This window comes from Streptomyces sp. NPDC058751, assembly GCF_042746485.1.
GTDB lineage: Bacteria > Actinomycetota > Actinomycetes > Streptomycetales > Streptomycetaceae > Streptomyces.
Genome location: NZ_JBHYPZ010000025.1, coordinates 13683 through 31023 on the forward strand (window position 1 = coordinate 13683; position 17341 = coordinate 31023).

Below are 17341 nucleotides of genomic sequence, written 5' to 3' on the forward strand. Positions count from 1 at the left end.
AGCGACGTGACCACCAGCGCTCAGTTCCCCGCGCGCGGCATGGCCCCCGCGGTCACGGCGATGCGCCAGACCCTCCGCGACCTGAGGGCCGGGACGCTCGACACCTCCGGCTTCAAGCCCCTCCCCGACGAACTCGCCGAGGAGGCGCTGGACGACGGATACGCGGTCGTCCGCCAGAAGGCATGGAACACGTCCCTGCGGCTCGCCAGCCACGACAGCTACGCCCACTGGACGCTCAACCGCCTCGACGCGAAGGAGCAGCACCGCGACCGTCTGCGCGACTACGTCACCGCTTTGTCGTGGGCGTTGAAGAAGAGCGTCGCCCCTCCGAAGCTGAACGGCATCGCCTACGGCAACACAGGTTCCGGGAAGACGACCGCCATCATCGCGGCCGGCAACCACGCCGTACGGAGCGGACTGCGGACGCGCTACCTCAAGCACACCCAGTACTTGGAGTGGCTGCGCCCCAACCGCGCCCCGGCCAGCCTGACCGAGCAGGAGGTCATCGAGCTCTACACCACCAGCAAGACGCAACTCCTGATCCTCGACGAGGTCTGCAGCGGCATGGACAACCCCAGTGACTGGGCGCGCACCCAGTCCGAACACCTCGTCGACGCCCGCCGCGCGGCAGGCCTGCCCACCCTGGCCGCCACCAACCTCACCAGCGACCGGATCATCGCGACCATCGGTTCACGGTTTTTCTCACGGCTGGCCGGAGGCGCCAGCCTGTTCGAGATCGTGGGCGATGACCGTCGCTGCCCGGTGAGTTGGGGCGGGGCGGACGACGAGACGGCAGACGTCGCCTGGGGCTGAGCGGAATACCAGTGCACAACCCGGGCGGACCATGGTCATTCTGTTCTATGGTGTCCAACGACTCCGGGAGTCACAGCGAGCCCTCGGAGCAACACCGAAGAAGGAGTGATCAGTGGCGTCCGCACAGGCCAGTCCGACCGTAACCATCGGCGAGCGCAAGGCCAAGAAGTGGAACGACAACCAGCAGAGGGCCGTCTTCTACGCGTCGCTCGGCCTGATGCTGGCCTCCATCACCTCAATCCGGTGGGCCTGCACCATCATCGGCTTCCCCACCGCAGCCGCCTGGCTCGTTGCCGTGTCTTTCGAACTGCTCGTCGCCATCATCGGCGACGCCGCGTCGTCGACTCGGCGCACGAACAATGACGGCTCGAAGGGCGGCTACTACGGCAGCCTGTGGGCCATCTTCACCTTCATGCTCCTGCTGGCCATGACCGCGAACGTCGGGCACGCCGTTTTCACCATGGGTGAAGCCTTCACCGACGGTGGCATGCCCGTGTTCCTCACGGACTACCAGAGCGAAGTCATGGGCCTCGGCGCGGCATTTGCGGCTGCCGTGCCCCTGGGCGGAACCTTCGGCTTCCACGTGAGCGGCTTCCTCCGCAAGTACGGCGCGGGCGCCGACTGGGTCGACGAGAACGGCACCAAGCAGGTCGCCGAGGTCTTGGACGAGCCGCGCGGCCGTCGGCGCAAGGCTCCCGTCCCGGCCGCAGCGCAGGCACCGCGCCCCACGGTCCGGGCCACCGTGCCGGACGTGCCGAAGCCGCCGGCCCCGCCCGTCGACGAGACCAAGGAGCCGGCCTCGCCGTCCGGCGAGAGCCCCAAGACCGGCGCTCTCAGCGAAGACCAGGTCTATGAGCTGATCAAGCAGGCGCTCGACGAGGGCGACGACGAGCGCCTGAAGCCGAAGGGCGACCTGAGCGGCACGAGCATCGGGCAGATGATCGGCCGAGACCGGAGCCAGGGGTCGCGGATGCGCCAGCGACTCATCAGCCGCTACCTGGCCGAGACAGACAACCACGACGTACCGGAGTGGCTCGTGCAGCTCACTCAAGGGACCTGAGCATCCCACTCTCGGGTGGCCCGTCTCCTGCCTGCAGGAGGCGGGCCACCCGCATTTTTGGCCCTTGCCAGCACGTCAGACCCTTCGTTTTCGGCTATAATAGAAAAACGTACAGCCTGGATGTTGGGGGAGAGGTTAACCCCCTGCGCCCCGCACCATCGCCCGGTCACAGCGAAACCGCGCGATGCACACACGCCAAGATCAGGGAAGGCGCAATGGCCCCAACCACCGCACCCGCACCTCCGCCACGCTTGAAAACCAGGAAGCCCACCGGCCGTATCGGCTGGCCCCTGGTCGTCGTCGCCGGAGCCGAGAAGACCGGCAAGTCCCACCTGTGCGCCGAGTTCGCCAACTCGGACCTGATCGGCCGACTCATCTGGATCCCCATCGGCGAGAGCGACGTCGACAGCTTCGGTCAGATCGCCGACTTCGACATCGCCGACGAGCAAGACGGCACCTACCGCGGCATCCTCAACACGGTCCGCCAGGCCGTCGCCGAGCCCCGCGCCGACCCGGGCAAACCCAACGCGATCGTTCTCGACTCAGGCACCATCCTCTGGGAACTCCTCCAGGACGAAGCCGACCTGATCGCACGAAGCCGCGCCGCAGAGAAAGCCGCCCGCCAGAAGCGGCCCGGCCCGAGCGCCGACGACGACGTCGTCATCGGACACAGCCTCTGGAACCGCGCCAAAGACAGGTGGCGCCACGTCATCGACGCCCTCCGCAGGCACGACGGCCCCGTCATCATCTGCTGCCGACTCGACGAGGTCACAGAGTTCGATGCCCAGGGAAACCCCACCCGCAACCGCACGTGGAAGGTGAAGGCCGAACGCAACCTCCCCTACGACGCCACCGTCGTCATGCAACTCCGCACCTACCGGCGCCCCACTCTCACCGCGGTGCGCTCACTGGTCATGAGGCTCGCTCCAGACGAGGAACGAACCCGGCCCGGCCTGACTCTCGACGGCCTGATGCGCGAACTGGGCATGGAGCAGAACATCAACGTGCAGCCCGCCCCGTTCATCGCCCCTCAGCCGGAAGCCGGCCTGGACGAATTCGAGCGGGAGGCCGAACAACGAGTGAAGGCCAACGAGGCCGCGGCCGAGATGCGCCGGTACGCGACGGAGCGCAGAGTGCCCGAGCCGGGAGATGTCACCCAGAACATCACCCGGGCACTAAAGGACGACCTCGACCCGCGCCGCGCCCTCCTGATGGTGCGCACCGCCTACACCAGGAACGTTCTGCAGCGGGTGACCATCCCGACCAAGCAGTGGGGAGACGTTGACGCGGATACCGCGATCACCCGCCTGCTCACCGACCTGGGCTACACGGCGAACGCCCACGGTGGTACCCCCAGCAACCCGTCACAGCGACAGGGCGGCAAAGAGGGCCCCAGCCGCTCACCGAGCGAGAGGGAGAGCGCAGGGGCGGGAAAGCAGAACGGCGCAGACCAGCAAGCACCGCCTGGCGGTCAGCCGGGCACCCCTCCGCCCCCGGCACCCGCCGAACCGAGGCAGGAGCCTCCCACGGGCTCCTCCGAACCGGAGACGGCCGTCACGACCAGGAACGCGCCACAGGCCGTCAGGAAGCGCCCGAAGACCCGACAGGAGCAGCAGGCCGAGCGTGTCCGCGAGGCGGTGCTGAAGGAGGCCGACTACCAAGCCCGCGTGCACTTCACCACCCTCACCGTCCACCTGGCCGACCTCATGCCGGCGAGCGGGCGCGTCGAGGACATCACCACCTACGACCTCACCGAGTTCGTGAAGGACGCCCGCCCCGGTGTGAAGGAGGCGCTTGTCGGCGCCGGGGAGGCAGCCACCATCGCCGCATACGCGGTGGTGCCGGACGGCCCGTGCATGAACGTCGACGAGGTCTTCGCCGACTGCAAGATGATCGAGGGCGCCCCGTCCTGACGACGTGACGCGTGACGTGACGTGCGGCCGGTACGCCATGACGGCGCCCGGCCGTGCGCACGCACGCTCCGCACGTCACGTGACGTCACGCCAGTACCGCGCGGCGAAGCGTGCACCAGCCAACCCGCGCCCCCGATCGACCCCTGCACGCTTCCCTCTTTTCGTCACCCGCTGCGACTGCCGTGCACAGGTCAGCGTGCACGCACGCCGTCCACCTTCCTGCCGCGTGCACGCCTCGCACGCTCGCCGAGGCACGGACCGACTCCGTCCGCGACCGATCCGCGCACACGCCCGGCACGCACGGGCCGCCACTCGTGCGTGCGCGCCCGGCTCGCGTGCACCCGCCCGTACGCACGAGTGCACGCCCGCACCTCCTCTGCACACACGGTCGAGTCGGCCGCGCGAAGCGTGCACGCGCGCCCCGTGCACGGGCATTGACCAGCAGGAACGCGCCGTGCACGGCTGAGATGCACGCACGCCTACCCGCTCGCGCCTCGGATCGGCCGTAGACGCAGCACGTCCTGCGGCGCGCACGACCGCCGCAAGCAGCGGACACTTCCGCACGCGAGCGGCACCCTCGTGCATAGGCCGCCCACCGTGCACGCCCACGTCATCCGCACGCTTCCCCGTGCACGGGCACGCACGCATGCAGTAGAAAGGGCACGCTCGCCGAGCGTGCCCGTGATCATCAAGCCGTGCGTGCGGCCACAGTCCGTTACCGCTGCTGAGGCTTCGAACCGTCAGCCGCACGCGGCTTCCTCTGCGCGGCCCGGTCCTTTGCCTGCTCCTCCCGCACGATCTCCAGGAACTCTTCAGGGTGCCGGCGGGCGAGCTCATCGGCCGCTCGACGCCGCGGGTTCCGCCGGGTCGGGAACCGGCCGCGCCGGGCCTGGTAGGCATCCATGACGAACTGCAGCAGGGCCTGCTCGCGCTCCATAGCGGTGCAGAACTCGGCGAGACGAGCATCGTGCGCGCGCCGCGACTCGTTCTCGACGGGCACCAGGTGCTTCTCGGCCTCACGGTGCAGCGTCTTCGCCGCCTTCATGGTGCGCCTGGACAGCTCGTCGGAGCGGAACGCGAGGCCGGTCACCATCCGGGACACCTTGCGTTGATCGGCGGGCAGGTCCTGGACGAGCGCGGCGAACTCGCTCGCGAAGTCCTCATCACCGAGCTGGGCGAGGTAGTCGATCTCGTCGTCGACTTCTTCGCGGCTCGGCCCGTTCTCCGCCGGCATGTATACGTCCTCCGTAGCGTGCGGCTGTGTCCCCTGGGGGAGCAAGCGATGGCCGCCTGGCGACCGAACCCACCACGTGCCTGGATCTTCGGGCCTGCGAGCCCTCCCCGGCCCCGGGCGCTATGCGCGCGGTTCGCGCAGGCAGCAGCCAGTCATCAGGCCACACTGACAAGGAGCCAATCAACCCTCGTGGCGCTGTCTGTCTACGGTGAGTTCGGCGGCCAGACGGCCACCTTGGCGGATCATACCGGCCGCAGCCGGCCCTCCCCGCTCACGAGCTATTTTCCACCCGGGGCAGGGCGGTCCTCGACTCGATCACGGTGGTCACTGCGCTGGGCTTCCACACCAGGTCGTGCGCGGCCTGGGACGCGGCGAGAACCGCGCCGATGGTGCCGAGGGCGGGAACACCATGGGTGAACTGGTCGAGGCCACCAGTGGACGCCACGGTCACGACGCCAGCGATGCCGGCGACGACGACAGCGACGATCCGCTTGACCCGGGCGCTCCAGAACGGCTGCTGGACAACCGCAGTCAGCAGGGGCAGGACGGCGCCGACACCGGAGCCGACGGCAACGGAATGCAGGGTGCTCATGGGAAAGGTCCTTGCGTGCGAGAGGGGTTGGGACGGGCAGACCTTGCCGGGCGCCGTGTCCTACCGTCGCGTGCTCACGACCCGGGCAGGGCAATATCGCCAGCGATCTCCGGTGGCGCTTCGGGCGCCGAACGTCCCAGCGAGCGCAGCGCATCGAGCAGCGAGTGAATGTAGTCCAGCGCGGCCGCCTTCCACCGACGGTCACGCCGCTGTTCCTCCTGCATGAGTCGCACCTCACGCTGCAACTCGAGCTGTCCGGCCTCCAGGACGGTGACTCGCTCGACGGTCTGCGCGTGCATCGCGCGCTCCTGGTCCAGCAACACCTTCTGCTGGTCGAGCATGCCGCGCTGCTGGTCGAGCAGGGAGGAGAAACCGGCCGTGACGGTCTTCATCGCCTCAACGTACGTATGCCCTTCGGTGGCCTGCGCCGATGACGTCGCCTGCAGGGTGGCCACCCGCTCATCGGCGTCGCCGCGCCGCTTCACCTGCCGGTAGCTGAACCAGGCCCCGATGACGACACCGCCCAGGGCGCAGACGGGGGCGATGACCGGCGCCAGGGAAGAAAGCCAGTCCACGGCGCCCTCCTCGAACACGGATATGGGTGCGCGGGAGCCGGGACCTGAAAGCCCGCGGCTCCCCGCAGCCCGGAACGCTGCACTACGAGGTGGTCTTACGTCACCGGCTGCGCGGAGGCGGGGCTGACGCCGGCGACCGCGTTCCACCCGATACGGATGGCGTTCAGGATGGCGTCGTCGGAGATCGCGGCGGCCACGGCCACGGAGCCTGTGGCCCCGGCCGCGGCGGCCTCCGCCGCGGCGGCGAGCATGGGCGGTGAGGCGACGAAGCCGACCATCATCTGCGCCGCCTGTGCCTCCGTGGGGCTCAGCACCGTCTTGGACAGGTTCCAGCGCGCCGGGTACCCCGGTGTGTCCGGGGGTTCGGCGAAGACCTCCTGCGCGATCACCGCGATGGCCATGCGGACGCGCGGGAGTAAGGACGGCTCGCAGGCGAGACCGCAGACGTCGTTCAGGGACAACGGCAGGGCGGGCAAGACGGGAGTCTCCTCACTTGGTGTAGGTGACGCGCAGCTTCGGAGGGTTGGTCTGGCCGTAACCGCGCGCACGGCCGTAGTAGTTCAGGCTGGAGTTGTTTGGGTCCAGCGCGATGCCCCGCCACTTCGTGCTGTCGAAGACGCTCGTGATGTCGACCCACTTGCCGACGCTCTTTGCCCAGGCCACCGTCTTGGACTCGGAGTCGCACGAGAACGTGGAAGGACGCGATGCGTGGCTGTGCGCCTTGATCACCGCGCTCCCGCCGGCGTTGTAGTACCAGTGATCGAAGTACAGGTACACCTCGGCCTTCTGGATGGTCGCCCCGGCCAGGTCCGTGGCCAGGGCGGACGAGAAGCCAATCAGCGAGGCCTGCATGCCGTTTGTCGACGAGAAGTAGCCCTGGTAGCAGGAGTTGCCGTAGTAGCTGTTGTACGAGCCGCGGGCGGCGTAGGAGCCGGACCAGGTGGCGGAGTACGTCTTGGTGTACTGCACGACGGGCGGGGTGGCCGTACCGCCTCCCGTGTTGTAGCCGCCGGTCTTCGGGATCTCCGGCCCGATGTCCTCGACGATGAAGTAGCAGCTCCGGCCGGTGGTGGGCAGGCCCAGCTCGAACGTCTGGCCCGTGGTGCCGCCCTCGTTGGAGAAGCTGAGCAAGAAGCGGTGAAGGCCCGCCCCGAGCGAGCTGGCCGGCGCGATGTGCTCCAGCTCGGCCGTCCAGAACCGGCCCGTGTGCGACGGGGTGAGGATGCAGTGCTGCCGCAGCGTCGAGGTGATCGTGGGCGTGGACACCCCGCCGTCCCGCAGGTAGAGCCGGGCTTCTCCATCGTTGGCGGTGTCGAAGTCAGCCGTCGCGTGGAACTTGATGCGATACATCCGGCCCGCCTGGATCATGGCGGGCAGCTCGTAATAGCCGATCTCCGTACCGGTCGACGTCACGGTCGTGGCCGGGACGCCGTACGCGACGATGCCGCGCGGCCGTTGGTCGAGGATCGTGGCGATGTCGTCACCGCCCAGGGTCAGGCTGTCGGCGATGGCCATCGACTGGAAGCCTGCCTTGCCCTCCTGGTCGATCGTCGCGACCGGTACGCCCTCGGAGGAGAGAGTGAGGTAGTTGGGGCGCCCGGTCAGGAGCGCGACGGCTTCCTCGCCCGCCTCGTCGAACAACTGCAAGCCCAGAGGCGAGAGTTCCGTCCGGGCCCCGGCAAAGCCCGAGGCGGTCACGAACTTGGCGTCGGCGTTGTCCCACAGCACACTGCCCGCGGTCGAGGAGACCGACCTGAGACGCACGATCACCTGCGTGGTGTTCGTCGGCGCCACGATGCTGGAGACGCCGGCGACCCGCGTCCAGGCGCCCCGCACGGTGGCTCCTGCGCCGGAGGTGACGATGGCGGAGTCGAGCGGCGTACCCGCGGCGTCACGCCACTCCGCGTAGATGTCCAGGCGGTCACCGACCCAGTCGGTGGAGGCCAGGTAGTCCACGGCGAGGTACATCTTCCGGCCGGGCACCGCGGGGATGGGCCCGACCAGCGTCATCTCCGCAGACGACGCGGCGTTGTTGCGCAGGGCCTGGGCAGTGCCGTTGCCGCCCGCCACAACGGACCAGGATGTGCTGCCCGCGACCCGCTGTGTGGACACAGCACCCTCGAAAGACGGATCGGCGATCAGGTTGCCGTCGGTGCCGAGCGACAGCCGGTCTGCGGTCAGCGAGCCAGCCTTGATGCGCGTCGCGTCGATGACGCCAGCCGCGATCTTCGTGGCGGTCACAGAGTTCGCGGCCAGCTTGTCCGCGGTCACCGCGAGCGCGCTGAGCTTGTCCGTGGTGATGGCGAGCGAGGCGATCTTCTCGGCGGTGACAGCCAGGGCGAGGAGCTTGTCCGTGGTGATGGCCCCGGCGAGGATTTTGACCGCGGTGACCGCGTCGTCGGCGAGAGCGTTGGTCCCGACGGCACCGAGGGCGATCTTCGCCGCGCTGACCGCGCTCTCGGCGATTTTGACCTCGGTGATCATCCCGTCCACGAGGTCCTGCTCCACGGCCTGGCGCGCCTGGCCCTGAACGGCCGTAGAAGGGGCACTGGCGAGGCTGGCGGTGGTGAGGGCGACGAGGCGTACCCAGCACTCGGCGTAGTCATTCAGCGCGACCGTGACGCTTCCGCCGGTGACGTCGACGATGGCCGCGGCGAGCGTGGTGACGTCGGGGGCGAAGTCGGCGGCCGCGCCGACATGTACCTGCATGGCCGCGAAGTCCGTCGGTGGGGTGTCGGAGTCGTCCCACCAGCCATCCCAGGTGACGGTCAGGCCGGACAGGGCCGACAACACGGTCGGGGCGCCGGGCGTGGGGGGCGGAGTGGCGGCCGCGGCCTCGGGGACGAGGGCGATGCCGCCGTCCGGTTGCACTCCGACCGACCCGGCGAGCTGCCCGTCCTCCGTGTAGATGTCGAGGGTGCCACCCTCGATGGAGGTGTACGCGGCCTTGGATGTGCGCTCAAGGGCCTGGAGCCGCTTGTCGAAGCCGTCTAGCAGCGCGGCGAAGCGCTTGGCGTCCGACTCGGTATCCAGGAAGTTGACCATGCCGCGGGATGGTCGATGTCCGCGCGGCTAGTGTCGCGCCCTGGTCAGTAGTGGAAGCTGTCGGAGCGCTTCAGCGTGAGGGTGACGAAGCCGTCGGCGCTGATCTCGTCGGAGATGATGCGGTGCCACACGTCGATGTCGCCGACCCACGGCACGTGCACCTGTATGCGGATGTCGTCGCCGAGGGACCAGGCGCCGAACTTCGCGTTGGGGTGGTCGATGATCTGGACGGCGGGGATCTGTAGGGCGGCCGTGCGGCCGTTGAGCTCCGCCTGGCCGCGCTTTCGAAGAGCGTCGTCCGAGGAGAGCGTCTTGTCCGTGACGGTGGCCACCCGGCGCAGCCGGCCGGTCGCCCGGGAGTAGTTGTGGACCTGGGCGCGCTTCATCTTCTGGCCCTCGCCCTTGCCCAGGACGACGACCTCGTTGGCGTAGTCGTCACCCATGCCCTCGGGCTTGGCGATGGCGACGAGGTTCTCGCCCTGAGCGAAGCGAAGATCAGAGCGTTTACGGCCGATCCGGGGAGTGCCGAGCCTCAGCCGGTGGGTGATGGTGTTGCTCGTCGAGTCCTTCCAGGCGTGCGTCTCCATCCAGTCGAACTGGAACTGGTTGACGAGGGTGTCCAGGGTCTGCCCGCAGTCCGGGTTGTCCCACCAGGCCAGTTCCCAGGGGTCGCTACCGTCCTTGGCGCCCAGCAGTTCCCCCTTGTCGTGCGTGTCCACTACCAGACCGACGCCCCCGTACGGCCGTGTCTGGACGTGGTTCCAGACCGCGCGGAAGGCGTCGAACACGTCGATCCGGGGTCCGCCGTAGGGCTTGGGCGCCGCAGGCACCTTCTTCTTCGGGTTGGAGCCGTCGATGAATCCGTCGTGGTTCTTGTCCCGGCCCGCGTACGGGTCCTTGGGTGTGATCTTCTTGCCCGAGATGACGTGCGACTCGAACGGGATGCCATGCGGGTAGCTGCTGAACCCCTCGCAGTTGATCGTTGCCTGTTCCCCGTCGAATGCGGTCTTGGTGACCAGGCCGCCCCACCGAATCGCACCGTCGATCTCCAGATACAGCTTGGTGCCCCACTCCCGCAGGATGGGGTCCCCATCCGGGGCGAGCATCCGGGCATACTCGGGTTCGATCTTTCCTGCCATCGCCCCGGGCCCGGACAGGTCGCGCTTGGGGTTCGAGGACAGGGTGAACGGGACCTGCCAGTCGAGCACCTCCTCGGTGAGAGCGTCCTGGGCGATGAAGCGCCACCCGGCCGGCACCGGTCACACCTCCTCTTCGTCCGGGCTCTCGACGAATTCCACGTCAGCGATGATCGACGTGCCGGCGTCGACCGACACGTCGCCGGTCTCGCTCTTGTACATGTACGTCTGCACGGTCAGCGTCTGTGTGGTGCCGCGCATCGGTCGGGGGACGGCGAAGTTGTCGGCGAGGACGATGGTGGAGCGGCGCGTGCCGTTGCCGGAGTCGTCGTCGATGTAGGTGTCCTGACCGAGCAGGGAACCGAACTTGGTCTGCATCCGCGCGTAGACGTCGCTCTTGGTCATGCGGAAGCCGGCGAAGGTCATGACCAGCTTGGCGCGGGTCGCCCAGGTCGGGACGTCGATGTCCCACGAGGCGGCGCCGGGCCAGTTGTGCCACTTGTTGTCGGAGTAGGACAGCGTCGACAGAGCGCCGGGGAACGCCGTGTAGAGCACGCGGTCCCGGCGGGCGCTGACCATGTCCCGCAAGTCCTTGATCATCGCCTGCGTGATCGCGGACGTGTTCGGGGGGATGTCGATGCGGGCCAGGGTGATCGCCGAGTCGGTGGGGTGGACCTGCCGCACGTTCGTCGTCGTCTTCGGCACCCCGGAGATCACCCGTGTGAAGATGTAGGGGCCGACCGTGGGATCCGATGGGAGGGGCCAGGTCTCCCCGTACGAGTAGGGGTTCTCCACCCGGGCGATGACCAGGTCCGAGCGCGCCGAGGCACCAGTGGCTGCGACGTTGACCGTGTCCGACGTCGGGAGGCGCCCCGCGTAGGCCTGGTAGGTCGCCCCGGCGGCCTGATTGAGGATCGCGCACGCACCGGCGCGAACCTGCACCTGAGCCGCGGGCGACGACAGCGCCTTGACGGCCAGGTCCCCGGAGCCGACGATGCCCTGCGCCCCGCCGAAGGCGGCGTAAGCCAGGAGCCGCGCCACCTCTGTGGAGTGTTCCGCCTGCCCCTCGGTAAACCACGGCACGCTGTCCCACGACGCCATCTGTTCCTCCTGCTGCTGGTTTCCTGGCGACAGCGGAGGATCACGGGCCCGGCGTGCTTACGTCGCGCCCTACAGGTAGGCGTAGGCGTCGCGCCACGCCACGGTCATGAACGCCGTGGCGGTCGCGTCGGTACCGCGCAGTACGAGGTCCTGCCGGCCACGCGGGATCAGCAGGTTCTCCAGCAGCGGGGACGAGCGGGTGATCAGCCCTGCGATGCTCGCGCTGCCCCGCAGCGCCGTCCGTACCCACGGCCGCGGGTCGATGACGACCTTCTCCCCGGCCTTGAGCGTCAGGTCCAGCTGCAGCTTCCAGCGGCCCACCAGTTCGCACACCGGCTGCGAGATGGGGCCCGTGATGCTGATGACCGGCCACGTCGGGCGGTTGCCGCCCACGACGATCTCACCCGGCGTCCGGACCGTCCCCTCACCAACCATGGCCAGCGGCGCCTTGAGCGGCCCCTTGATGCCGCGATGGGGCGGCGGGGCCATGTCCACGCGCACGCTCTGCTCGACATCGTCGAAGCTACCGGTGTGCACCGTGGCGAAGTTCGCGACGACCGGGGTGTACCCCTGCTTGGTCAGCTTGGAGGCGGCTGGCGCGCACTGCCGGGGCCGCCCATACCAGCGTCTCGCCCGACCTCCCTGCGTCGTCGACAGCACGGCGGGCGTGGCCATGAGGCTGCGGACCGCCCGGCCGTCCCACGCCTGCTGCATGACCGACACGGCGTCGAGGTTCGCCGCATGCCGGGCAGCCGCGGTGGCGCCGTCGTCGACGGTGTCGACACCGACCTCGAACGTGATGGTGGCGCCACCCGTGAAGTCCTGCCCGAGGCGGACGCCGTCTTCCCGGGGAAGTGGGGTGTCGCTGTTCGTCACGTCGGCATTCTTGATCTCGAACGGTTCGAGCAGGTAGTAGCCCGTGCGCCAGGTCCCGAAGGTGAAGCTGGCGCCAGGGTGGACCCCGTTGGCGCTGTACGACAGCTTCCACTCGCCCTCAGCCAGAGGCATACGCACCTCCCAGTCGTATCCGGCGCAGCTCGAACATGGCGTTGCCGAGAGCTGCGCTCGGGCTCATCGGCGCGCTGGTCATGGTCAGGTTCAGGTCGCCCCCGACGAGCGACGCCGTGGCAGCCGACGCGGTGGCTGTCCGGGGCCGGGCGGCGGACGGGGCGGTGGCGTGCACGCGCATCCCGCCGGATGCGTACTGACGCAGGGCGCCCTGAGCGAAGTAGACGACCTGGCCGCCGAACATCTCCGCGACGCGCTGCAGGATGGCCTCGGAGCGCTTGCGCTTCGCCGGGGCCAGGGGAATGTATGCCTCGCCCTGTGTCTCCGGTTCATTCCATACGCGCATTTCGCCCGGACTTCCGATCTGGGCGATGTGCCGCTCGGCGCCAGCCGCGAAGGCGCGGATCCTGCTGGCGGCAGCGCGGATGCCGCCGTTGGCGTACTGGACGATGGCGCCGTCTGCATGCGTGCGGACGACCGCCGGCTTACCGGACTCGCTGTACTGCACGGTGACGTGGATCGTCTTGCCCGTCATGTTGTTGATGGCGCCCTGGATGCGCTGGACCTGCGACAGCGGTGTCCCGGTCGGTGCGGTGATGGTGACCTTCTTGCCGCCCTTGTCGACAGTCTCGATCTTGTACCCGAGGTCCTTCAGCGCCTTCTGGGCGGTGGCCGTGGGCGCGGTAACCGTGATCGACTTCTTGTCCTTCAGCCCCGCGACCTTCTCCTGCACACCCTTCAGATCGCCGACAGCCTGGGAAATCACGGCCTGAATGGTCACCCTCTTCTTGTCCGGCGCCGCGGCGATGTCGGCGGCCAGTGCGCCGATGTCGACCCGGGCGCCCCCGGTCGGCGCGGTGACGACGATCTTCTTGCTGCCGGGGATGCGCTGGAAAGTGAACCCCAGCGCTTCAAGCTGGGTACGGGCTTCAATCGTGGGCGCGTCGATCTGGATGGACTTGCCAGGCTTGATGCTCTCCAACTGCCCCCGCAGGGCCAGGATCTGAGCGGTCGACTCCGGGATGCCCGACGTCGTCATCAGCGTGGTGACCGTCTCCGGCACCAGACCCATCTGGTCGGCCAGGGCCTTCGCCTGATCCTTCGGGATGCCCATGTCCATGGCGAGCTGGATGGCCTTGGCACGGGCCCGCTCCATAGACGCCTGGCTCGTCTCCATCGCCTCCGACAGGGGCATCACACCCTTCTCGGCCGACTCCTTGGCCTTGGTGGCCATGCTGAGCATCGAGTCGCGAAGTTCGGTGAGCTGGCTGTTCAGGGTCTGGCCGTTGCGGGTCGCCGTGTTGACGAGGCCGTCATTGCCGACGAGGGCCTTACCCCAGCCGTCGGACCGCTCGATGGTGCCCTTCATCGTCTCGTCGATCTGCAGCATCACCGCATTGAGCTGGGCGGTGGCGTCGTGGAACGAGGAACTGTTGCCGTTGAGCGCGTCCAGGGCCCGCTTCAGCGCATCGACTCGGCTGTCCGCCGACTGCGTCTTGTCGCTGAACCCCTGAACAGCTGTCGAAAGGCGGCTGTACGCATCGGTGCCGGTTGACCCGGCGGACTCCATGGCCGCCGCGGCTTCCTTGGCATCGCGCTGCCCCTTCTTCAGTTCGCCGTTGATCGCTCCGAGCGCGTCAGCCGCGTCCTTGTACTTCTGGCCCTGCTCGTCGTACTTGAGGACGCTGGCCTTGCCGCCGGCGAGATCCTTGTACTCCTGGTTGGCGTCAGCGAGTTCCTGCAGCTTCTTCCGCAGGCCGTCGATGGTGCCGCCCTGTTCCAGGTAGCGGTCGGTCAGCGTCTTGAGGCTGACGTCGGCATCCCGCATGACGTCGACGAGCTTTCCCTTGCCGTCGGAGAGCTCGGTCTCCTGCAGGAGCTGCACCGCGTGGGCCCGTACGTTGGCGTCGATCACGCCGTTGGAGTCCGCCAGGGCTTGAGCGAGGGACTGGATGCGCTCCCGGTGAGCTTCGGCGGCTCGAGCATTCTCCTCCTGCTTGGAGGCGAGCAGACCGAGTCCGATGGTGGCGCCCGCGATGGCGATGCCGAGGGGGCCTCCGAGAGCGGAGGTGATGCCGCCGAGGCTGCGCATAGCGACGGTGTTAGCGGCGCCGATCCCGCGCAGCGTGCCCCGCAGGCCAGTGCCTTGCGAGGAGACCCGTTGGTAGACGCCGGCCATGCGGCCCCACAGGCTGAGGTGCCCGCCGGCGGCTGTGGTCGTGCCCTGCAGCGTGGTGCCCAGCGAGCGCATGGAGGTGGCGGTGGTGGCGATCGAGGTTCCGAAGCCGCGCAGCATGTTGCCGACACTGCTGATCACCTTCAGCGCCAGCATGGTGGCCAGGAAGTACGCCAGGGCGGTGTTGGCGCCCGGGACGACGCTCATCAGGTAGTTGAAGGTCACCAGTAGGCCGTTGAACACCACGAGCAGCAGTCCGAGTCCGCTCGCGGCCCCGGACAGGTTGCCGATGGCGGTCGCGAGGTTCGAGATGACGGCGACGATCGCGGGACCGACGGTGTCTCCGAGCGCGGTGAAGAAGGTTCCGAGGGCGGGCATCAGCTCGGTTCGGATTTGGCGGATCAGGTCGGTGATACCGCCGTCTGTCGCCGCGCGACCGAGGCCCCGCACGAAGTCACCGACGAGCGCGTTGAGCTCGTGGAAGGCGGGCGCAGCGTCGGAAAAGAACTGCTGCATGACCTTCTGGCCCGGTTTGGAATTCGCCCACCGGTCGAAGCGCTTCATCGTGCCTTCGAACCCGGCGAGCAGGGCGTTGCCGGAATCCATCGCGGCCCGGCCGACTCCGCCGAGTCCCCTGGTCAGGTTGACCGTGGACCGGCCGAGCTGGGCGGCCTTGTCCCCGGCGTGGTCCAAGAACATGGCCAGGCTGCCCGTCTCGCGGCCAGCGGCGGCCGAGGCGCGAGTCCACTGAGCGCCCCTCTCGATTGCGTTACCGACTCGCTGGACGAAAGGGCCGGAGGCCACCAGAAAGTCGGTAGTCGCGTGACCGAGGTTGGCCAGGCTGTTGGTCATGTTGCCGACGACGCGAGAGTTCGTTGCGGCGATCTGCTTGAAGTCCGAGCGGAAGACGCTGGACTTCATGAACTGGGCGCCCCGCTCGGCGAGGGAACCCATCTGGGAAGCAGAGTCCCCAAGAGCGTCTTTCAGCAGCGGGAAGACAGACTGTGCCAGGGGCTTGACGTCGTCGGCGACCTTCGAGAAGAAGCGTTCGCTGACGGACAGCTTGACCTTGTTCCAGGCCGAGGACAAAGACGAGACGGCCGAGACGGTCTTGCGTGCCGACTTCGAGAGCTTGTCGAGCGCCTGGTCCAGATTCTTCTGCTGCTCCTCGGTGACCTTGCCGTCGGAGGCGAGTTGCTGTTGAGCCTTGAGTGACTCCTTGAGGGCATTGCCGAAGCCGCTGAAAGCGATCTTGGTGCCGATGGCTGCGCTGCCCGCCGCGGCGATCAGACCGGGGATGGCGCCAAGGACACCAACGGCTGGCGCGGCCGCGGAGACGAGGGCGGTCAGTCCGACCGCGTACTCGCCGAGTGCGGCAACAGCTGGCTGGATGAGCGAGACCAGGCTGCCGATGAGCGCCATGCGCATGGTGCGGCGGCGGCGGCCGCGCCCCGCCATGCCGAACGACAGCGGGACCTGAACAGGGTTGGCGTCCGCCTCGCCTTGGGCCCGGGTGAGCCACGACCGGATACGCCCAAGGAAACCTCCGCCGTTGGCGCCTCCGCCGTCATCGCTGTCGGTGCGCAGCGGGACGCGGACGTCGCTGCGCGAGGCGAGCCGAGCCACGGCTTCCAGCTCCTCACGGAGCCGGTCCCGGTCGACGCGGACACCGACCGTTGCCTTGACGCCGGCGGCCGCCTCGTCGACAGCCTTCTTGAGCTTCTTCCGCAAGCCCTTGTCGTCGACCTTGACCTTGACCTTGACGGCCAAGCCCTCCGCGGCCTCTTCGACCTTGGTCCGCAGCTTCTCGGCGAACCCCTCGAGGGAGGCGACGACTGGCACTTCAAGGCGGCCAGCCTGCATGCCCTCAGCCACTGCGCACCATTCCTCGTCTGGCCGCGGCCGCCAGCATCTTCTGGTGACCGCTCATCGGCTTCGTGGACTGCTGTGCCTCCGGGCCCCCGCTCCCTGCCGCGACGTCGCTGCGGTTGTAGGGGCGAGTGATCGTTCGCGGCTCTTCGCGGCGGTGATCGGAAGCGAGCAGAGAGATTTCCTCCACGAGCTGCGCCAGGAGCTCGGTGTGCACGGTCCAGCCGTCGAGCGGGGACGACTTGGTGCGCGACTCCTCCGGCAGGCCGTCGAGGAGCACGATCAGTCGGCGGACCCCGAGGAATCCGCGGTCTCCGGGGCGGCGCCAGACTCCTCGAGCGTCGAGCTGGTGGTATCGGCTGAGGTCGGCTTCGACGTCTCCCCATCGGTCTCGGAGGAGCCGGCCGACCCGAAGAGCTTTCCCAGGTCCACCCCGTAGACGCGGGTGAGGCCGATCGTGAGCCGGACATAGTCGGGGACCGAGGGGCGAGCCGCGAGGAAGTCGGCGAACTGCTGCTCGCCGAGGAGCGCCTTGTAGGTCTCCTTGACGGCGTTCAGGAACAGCTTCGGCAGTCGCGGGCGCCGGAACAGGAGCTCGATGATCTCGTCGACGGCGGACTTGCCCTGCGCCTGTACGACGTCTCCGAGCAGGCCAACCAGGTCCAGGTCCTCGCTGAGGATCGGATCCAGTGCGTCGGCGGGCAGTTCGGCCGGGAACAGGAACTCGGCATCCTCGGAGAACTTCACGAGGATGCCGTGCGGGAACTGCGCTTCGCGGCGCGGCGCGGCGAGGTCGATGACGTACTGATCGCTGCTCAT

General features: G+C 68.4%; 14 protein-coding genes. 3 read left to right on the forward strand and 11 right to left on the reverse strand.

The window, feature by feature from the left end; genetic code table 11:
• Positions 1 to 6 precede the first annotated feature (6 nt).
• The 3 genes from ACFW6B_RS22950 to ACFW6B_RS22960 all read left to right on the forward strand — a co-directional run bounded on the left by ACFW6B_RS22950 (position 7) and on the right by ACFW6B_RS22960 (position 3786).
• Positions 7 to 813, forward strand: coding sequence for an ATP-binding protein (locus ACFW6B_RS22950; RefSeq protein ID WP_386598383.1), 807 nt, complete (start codon positions 7 to 9; stop codon positions 811 to 813).
• 112 nt (positions 814 to 925) lie between these two features.
• Complete coding sequence (locus tag ACFW6B_RS22955) at positions 926 to 1873, forward strand: hypothetical protein (RefSeq protein ID WP_386598384.1); 948 nt, start codon at positions 926 to 928, stop codon at positions 1871 to 1873.
• Between the two features lie 251 nt (positions 1874 to 2124).
• The gene (locus ACFW6B_RS22960; RefSeq protein ID WP_386598386.1) at positions 2125 to 3786 is read left to right on the forward strand and encodes a hypothetical protein; all 1662 of its coding nucleotides are present in this window, start codon (positions 2125 to 2127) and stop codon (positions 3784 to 3786) included.
• Positions 3787 to 4501: 715 nt separating this feature from the next.
• Here the strand turns inward: ACFW6B_RS22960 and ACFW6B_RS22965 are convergent.
• From ACFW6B_RS22965 to ACFW6B_RS23015, 11 genes are all read right to left on the reverse strand, one after another.
• Positions 4502 to 5020, reverse strand: coding sequence for a hypothetical protein (locus ACFW6B_RS22965; protein ID WP_386598387.1), 519 nt, complete (start codon positions 5018 to 5020; stop codon positions 4502 to 4504).
• A gap of 271 nt (positions 5021 to 5291) precedes the next feature.
• Complete coding sequence (locus ACFW6B_RS22970; RefSeq protein ID WP_386598388.1) at positions 5292 to 5612, reverse strand: hypothetical protein; 321 nt, start codon at positions 5610 to 5612, stop codon at positions 5292 to 5294.
• Positions 5613 to 5686: 74 nt separating this feature from the next.
• On the reverse strand, positions 5687 to 6187 hold the full coding sequence (locus ACFW6B_RS22975) for a hypothetical protein (protein ID WP_386598389.1): 501 nt from the start codon (positions 6185 to 6187) through the stop codon (positions 5687 to 5689).
• Between the two features lie 95 nt (positions 6188 to 6282).
• On the reverse strand, positions 6283 to 6663 hold the full coding sequence (locus tag ACFW6B_RS22980; RefSeq protein ID WP_386598390.1) for a hypothetical protein: 381 nt from the start codon (positions 6661 to 6663) through the stop codon (positions 6283 to 6285).
• 13 nt (positions 6664 to 6676) lie between these two features.
• Positions 6677 to 9232 carry a hypothetical protein gene (locus ACFW6B_RS22985; RefSeq protein ID WP_386598391.1) on the reverse strand — a complete coding sequence of 852 codons (2556 nt, stop codon included), beginning with the start codon at positions 9230 to 9232 and terminating at the stop codon, positions 6677 to 6679.
• Between the two features lie 44 nt (positions 9233 to 9276).
• Positions 9277 to 10488 carry a hypothetical protein gene (locus ACFW6B_RS22990; RefSeq protein ID WP_386598393.1) on the reverse strand — a complete coding sequence of 404 codons (1212 nt, stop codon included), beginning with the start codon at positions 10486 to 10488 and terminating at the stop codon, positions 9277 to 9279.
• Positions 10489 to 10491: 3 nt separating this feature from the next.
• Positions 10492 to 11469, reverse strand: coding sequence for a hypothetical protein (locus tag ACFW6B_RS22995; protein WP_386598394.1), 978 nt, complete (start codon positions 11467 to 11469; stop codon positions 10492 to 10494).
• A gap of 69 nt (positions 11470 to 11538) precedes the next feature.
• The gene (locus ACFW6B_RS23000; protein WP_386598395.1) at positions 11539 to 12477 is read right to left on the reverse strand and encodes a hypothetical protein; all 939 of its coding nucleotides are present in this window, start codon (positions 12475 to 12477) and stop codon (positions 11539 to 11541) included.
• The gene (locus ACFW6B_RS23005) at positions 12464 to 16528 is read right to left on the reverse strand and encodes a hypothetical protein (RefSeq protein WP_386598396.1); all 4065 of its coding nucleotides are present in this window, start codon (positions 16526 to 16528) and stop codon (positions 12464 to 12466) included. Before ACFW6B_RS23005 ends, ACFW6B_RS23000 begins: the two co-directional genes overlap by 14 nt.
• The gene (locus ACFW6B_RS23010; protein WP_386598397.1) at positions 16521 to 16802 is read right to left on the reverse strand and encodes a hypothetical protein; all 282 of its coding nucleotides are present in this window, start codon (positions 16800 to 16802) and stop codon (positions 16521 to 16523) included. Before ACFW6B_RS23010 ends, ACFW6B_RS23005 begins: the two co-directional genes overlap by 8 nt.
• Before the next feature lie 2 nt (positions 16803 to 16804).
• Positions 16805 to 17341: a hypothetical protein gene (locus ACFW6B_RS23015; RefSeq protein ID WP_386598398.1), complete on the reverse strand. Its 537-nt coding sequence runs from the start codon at positions 17339 to 17341 to the stop codon at positions 16805 to 16807.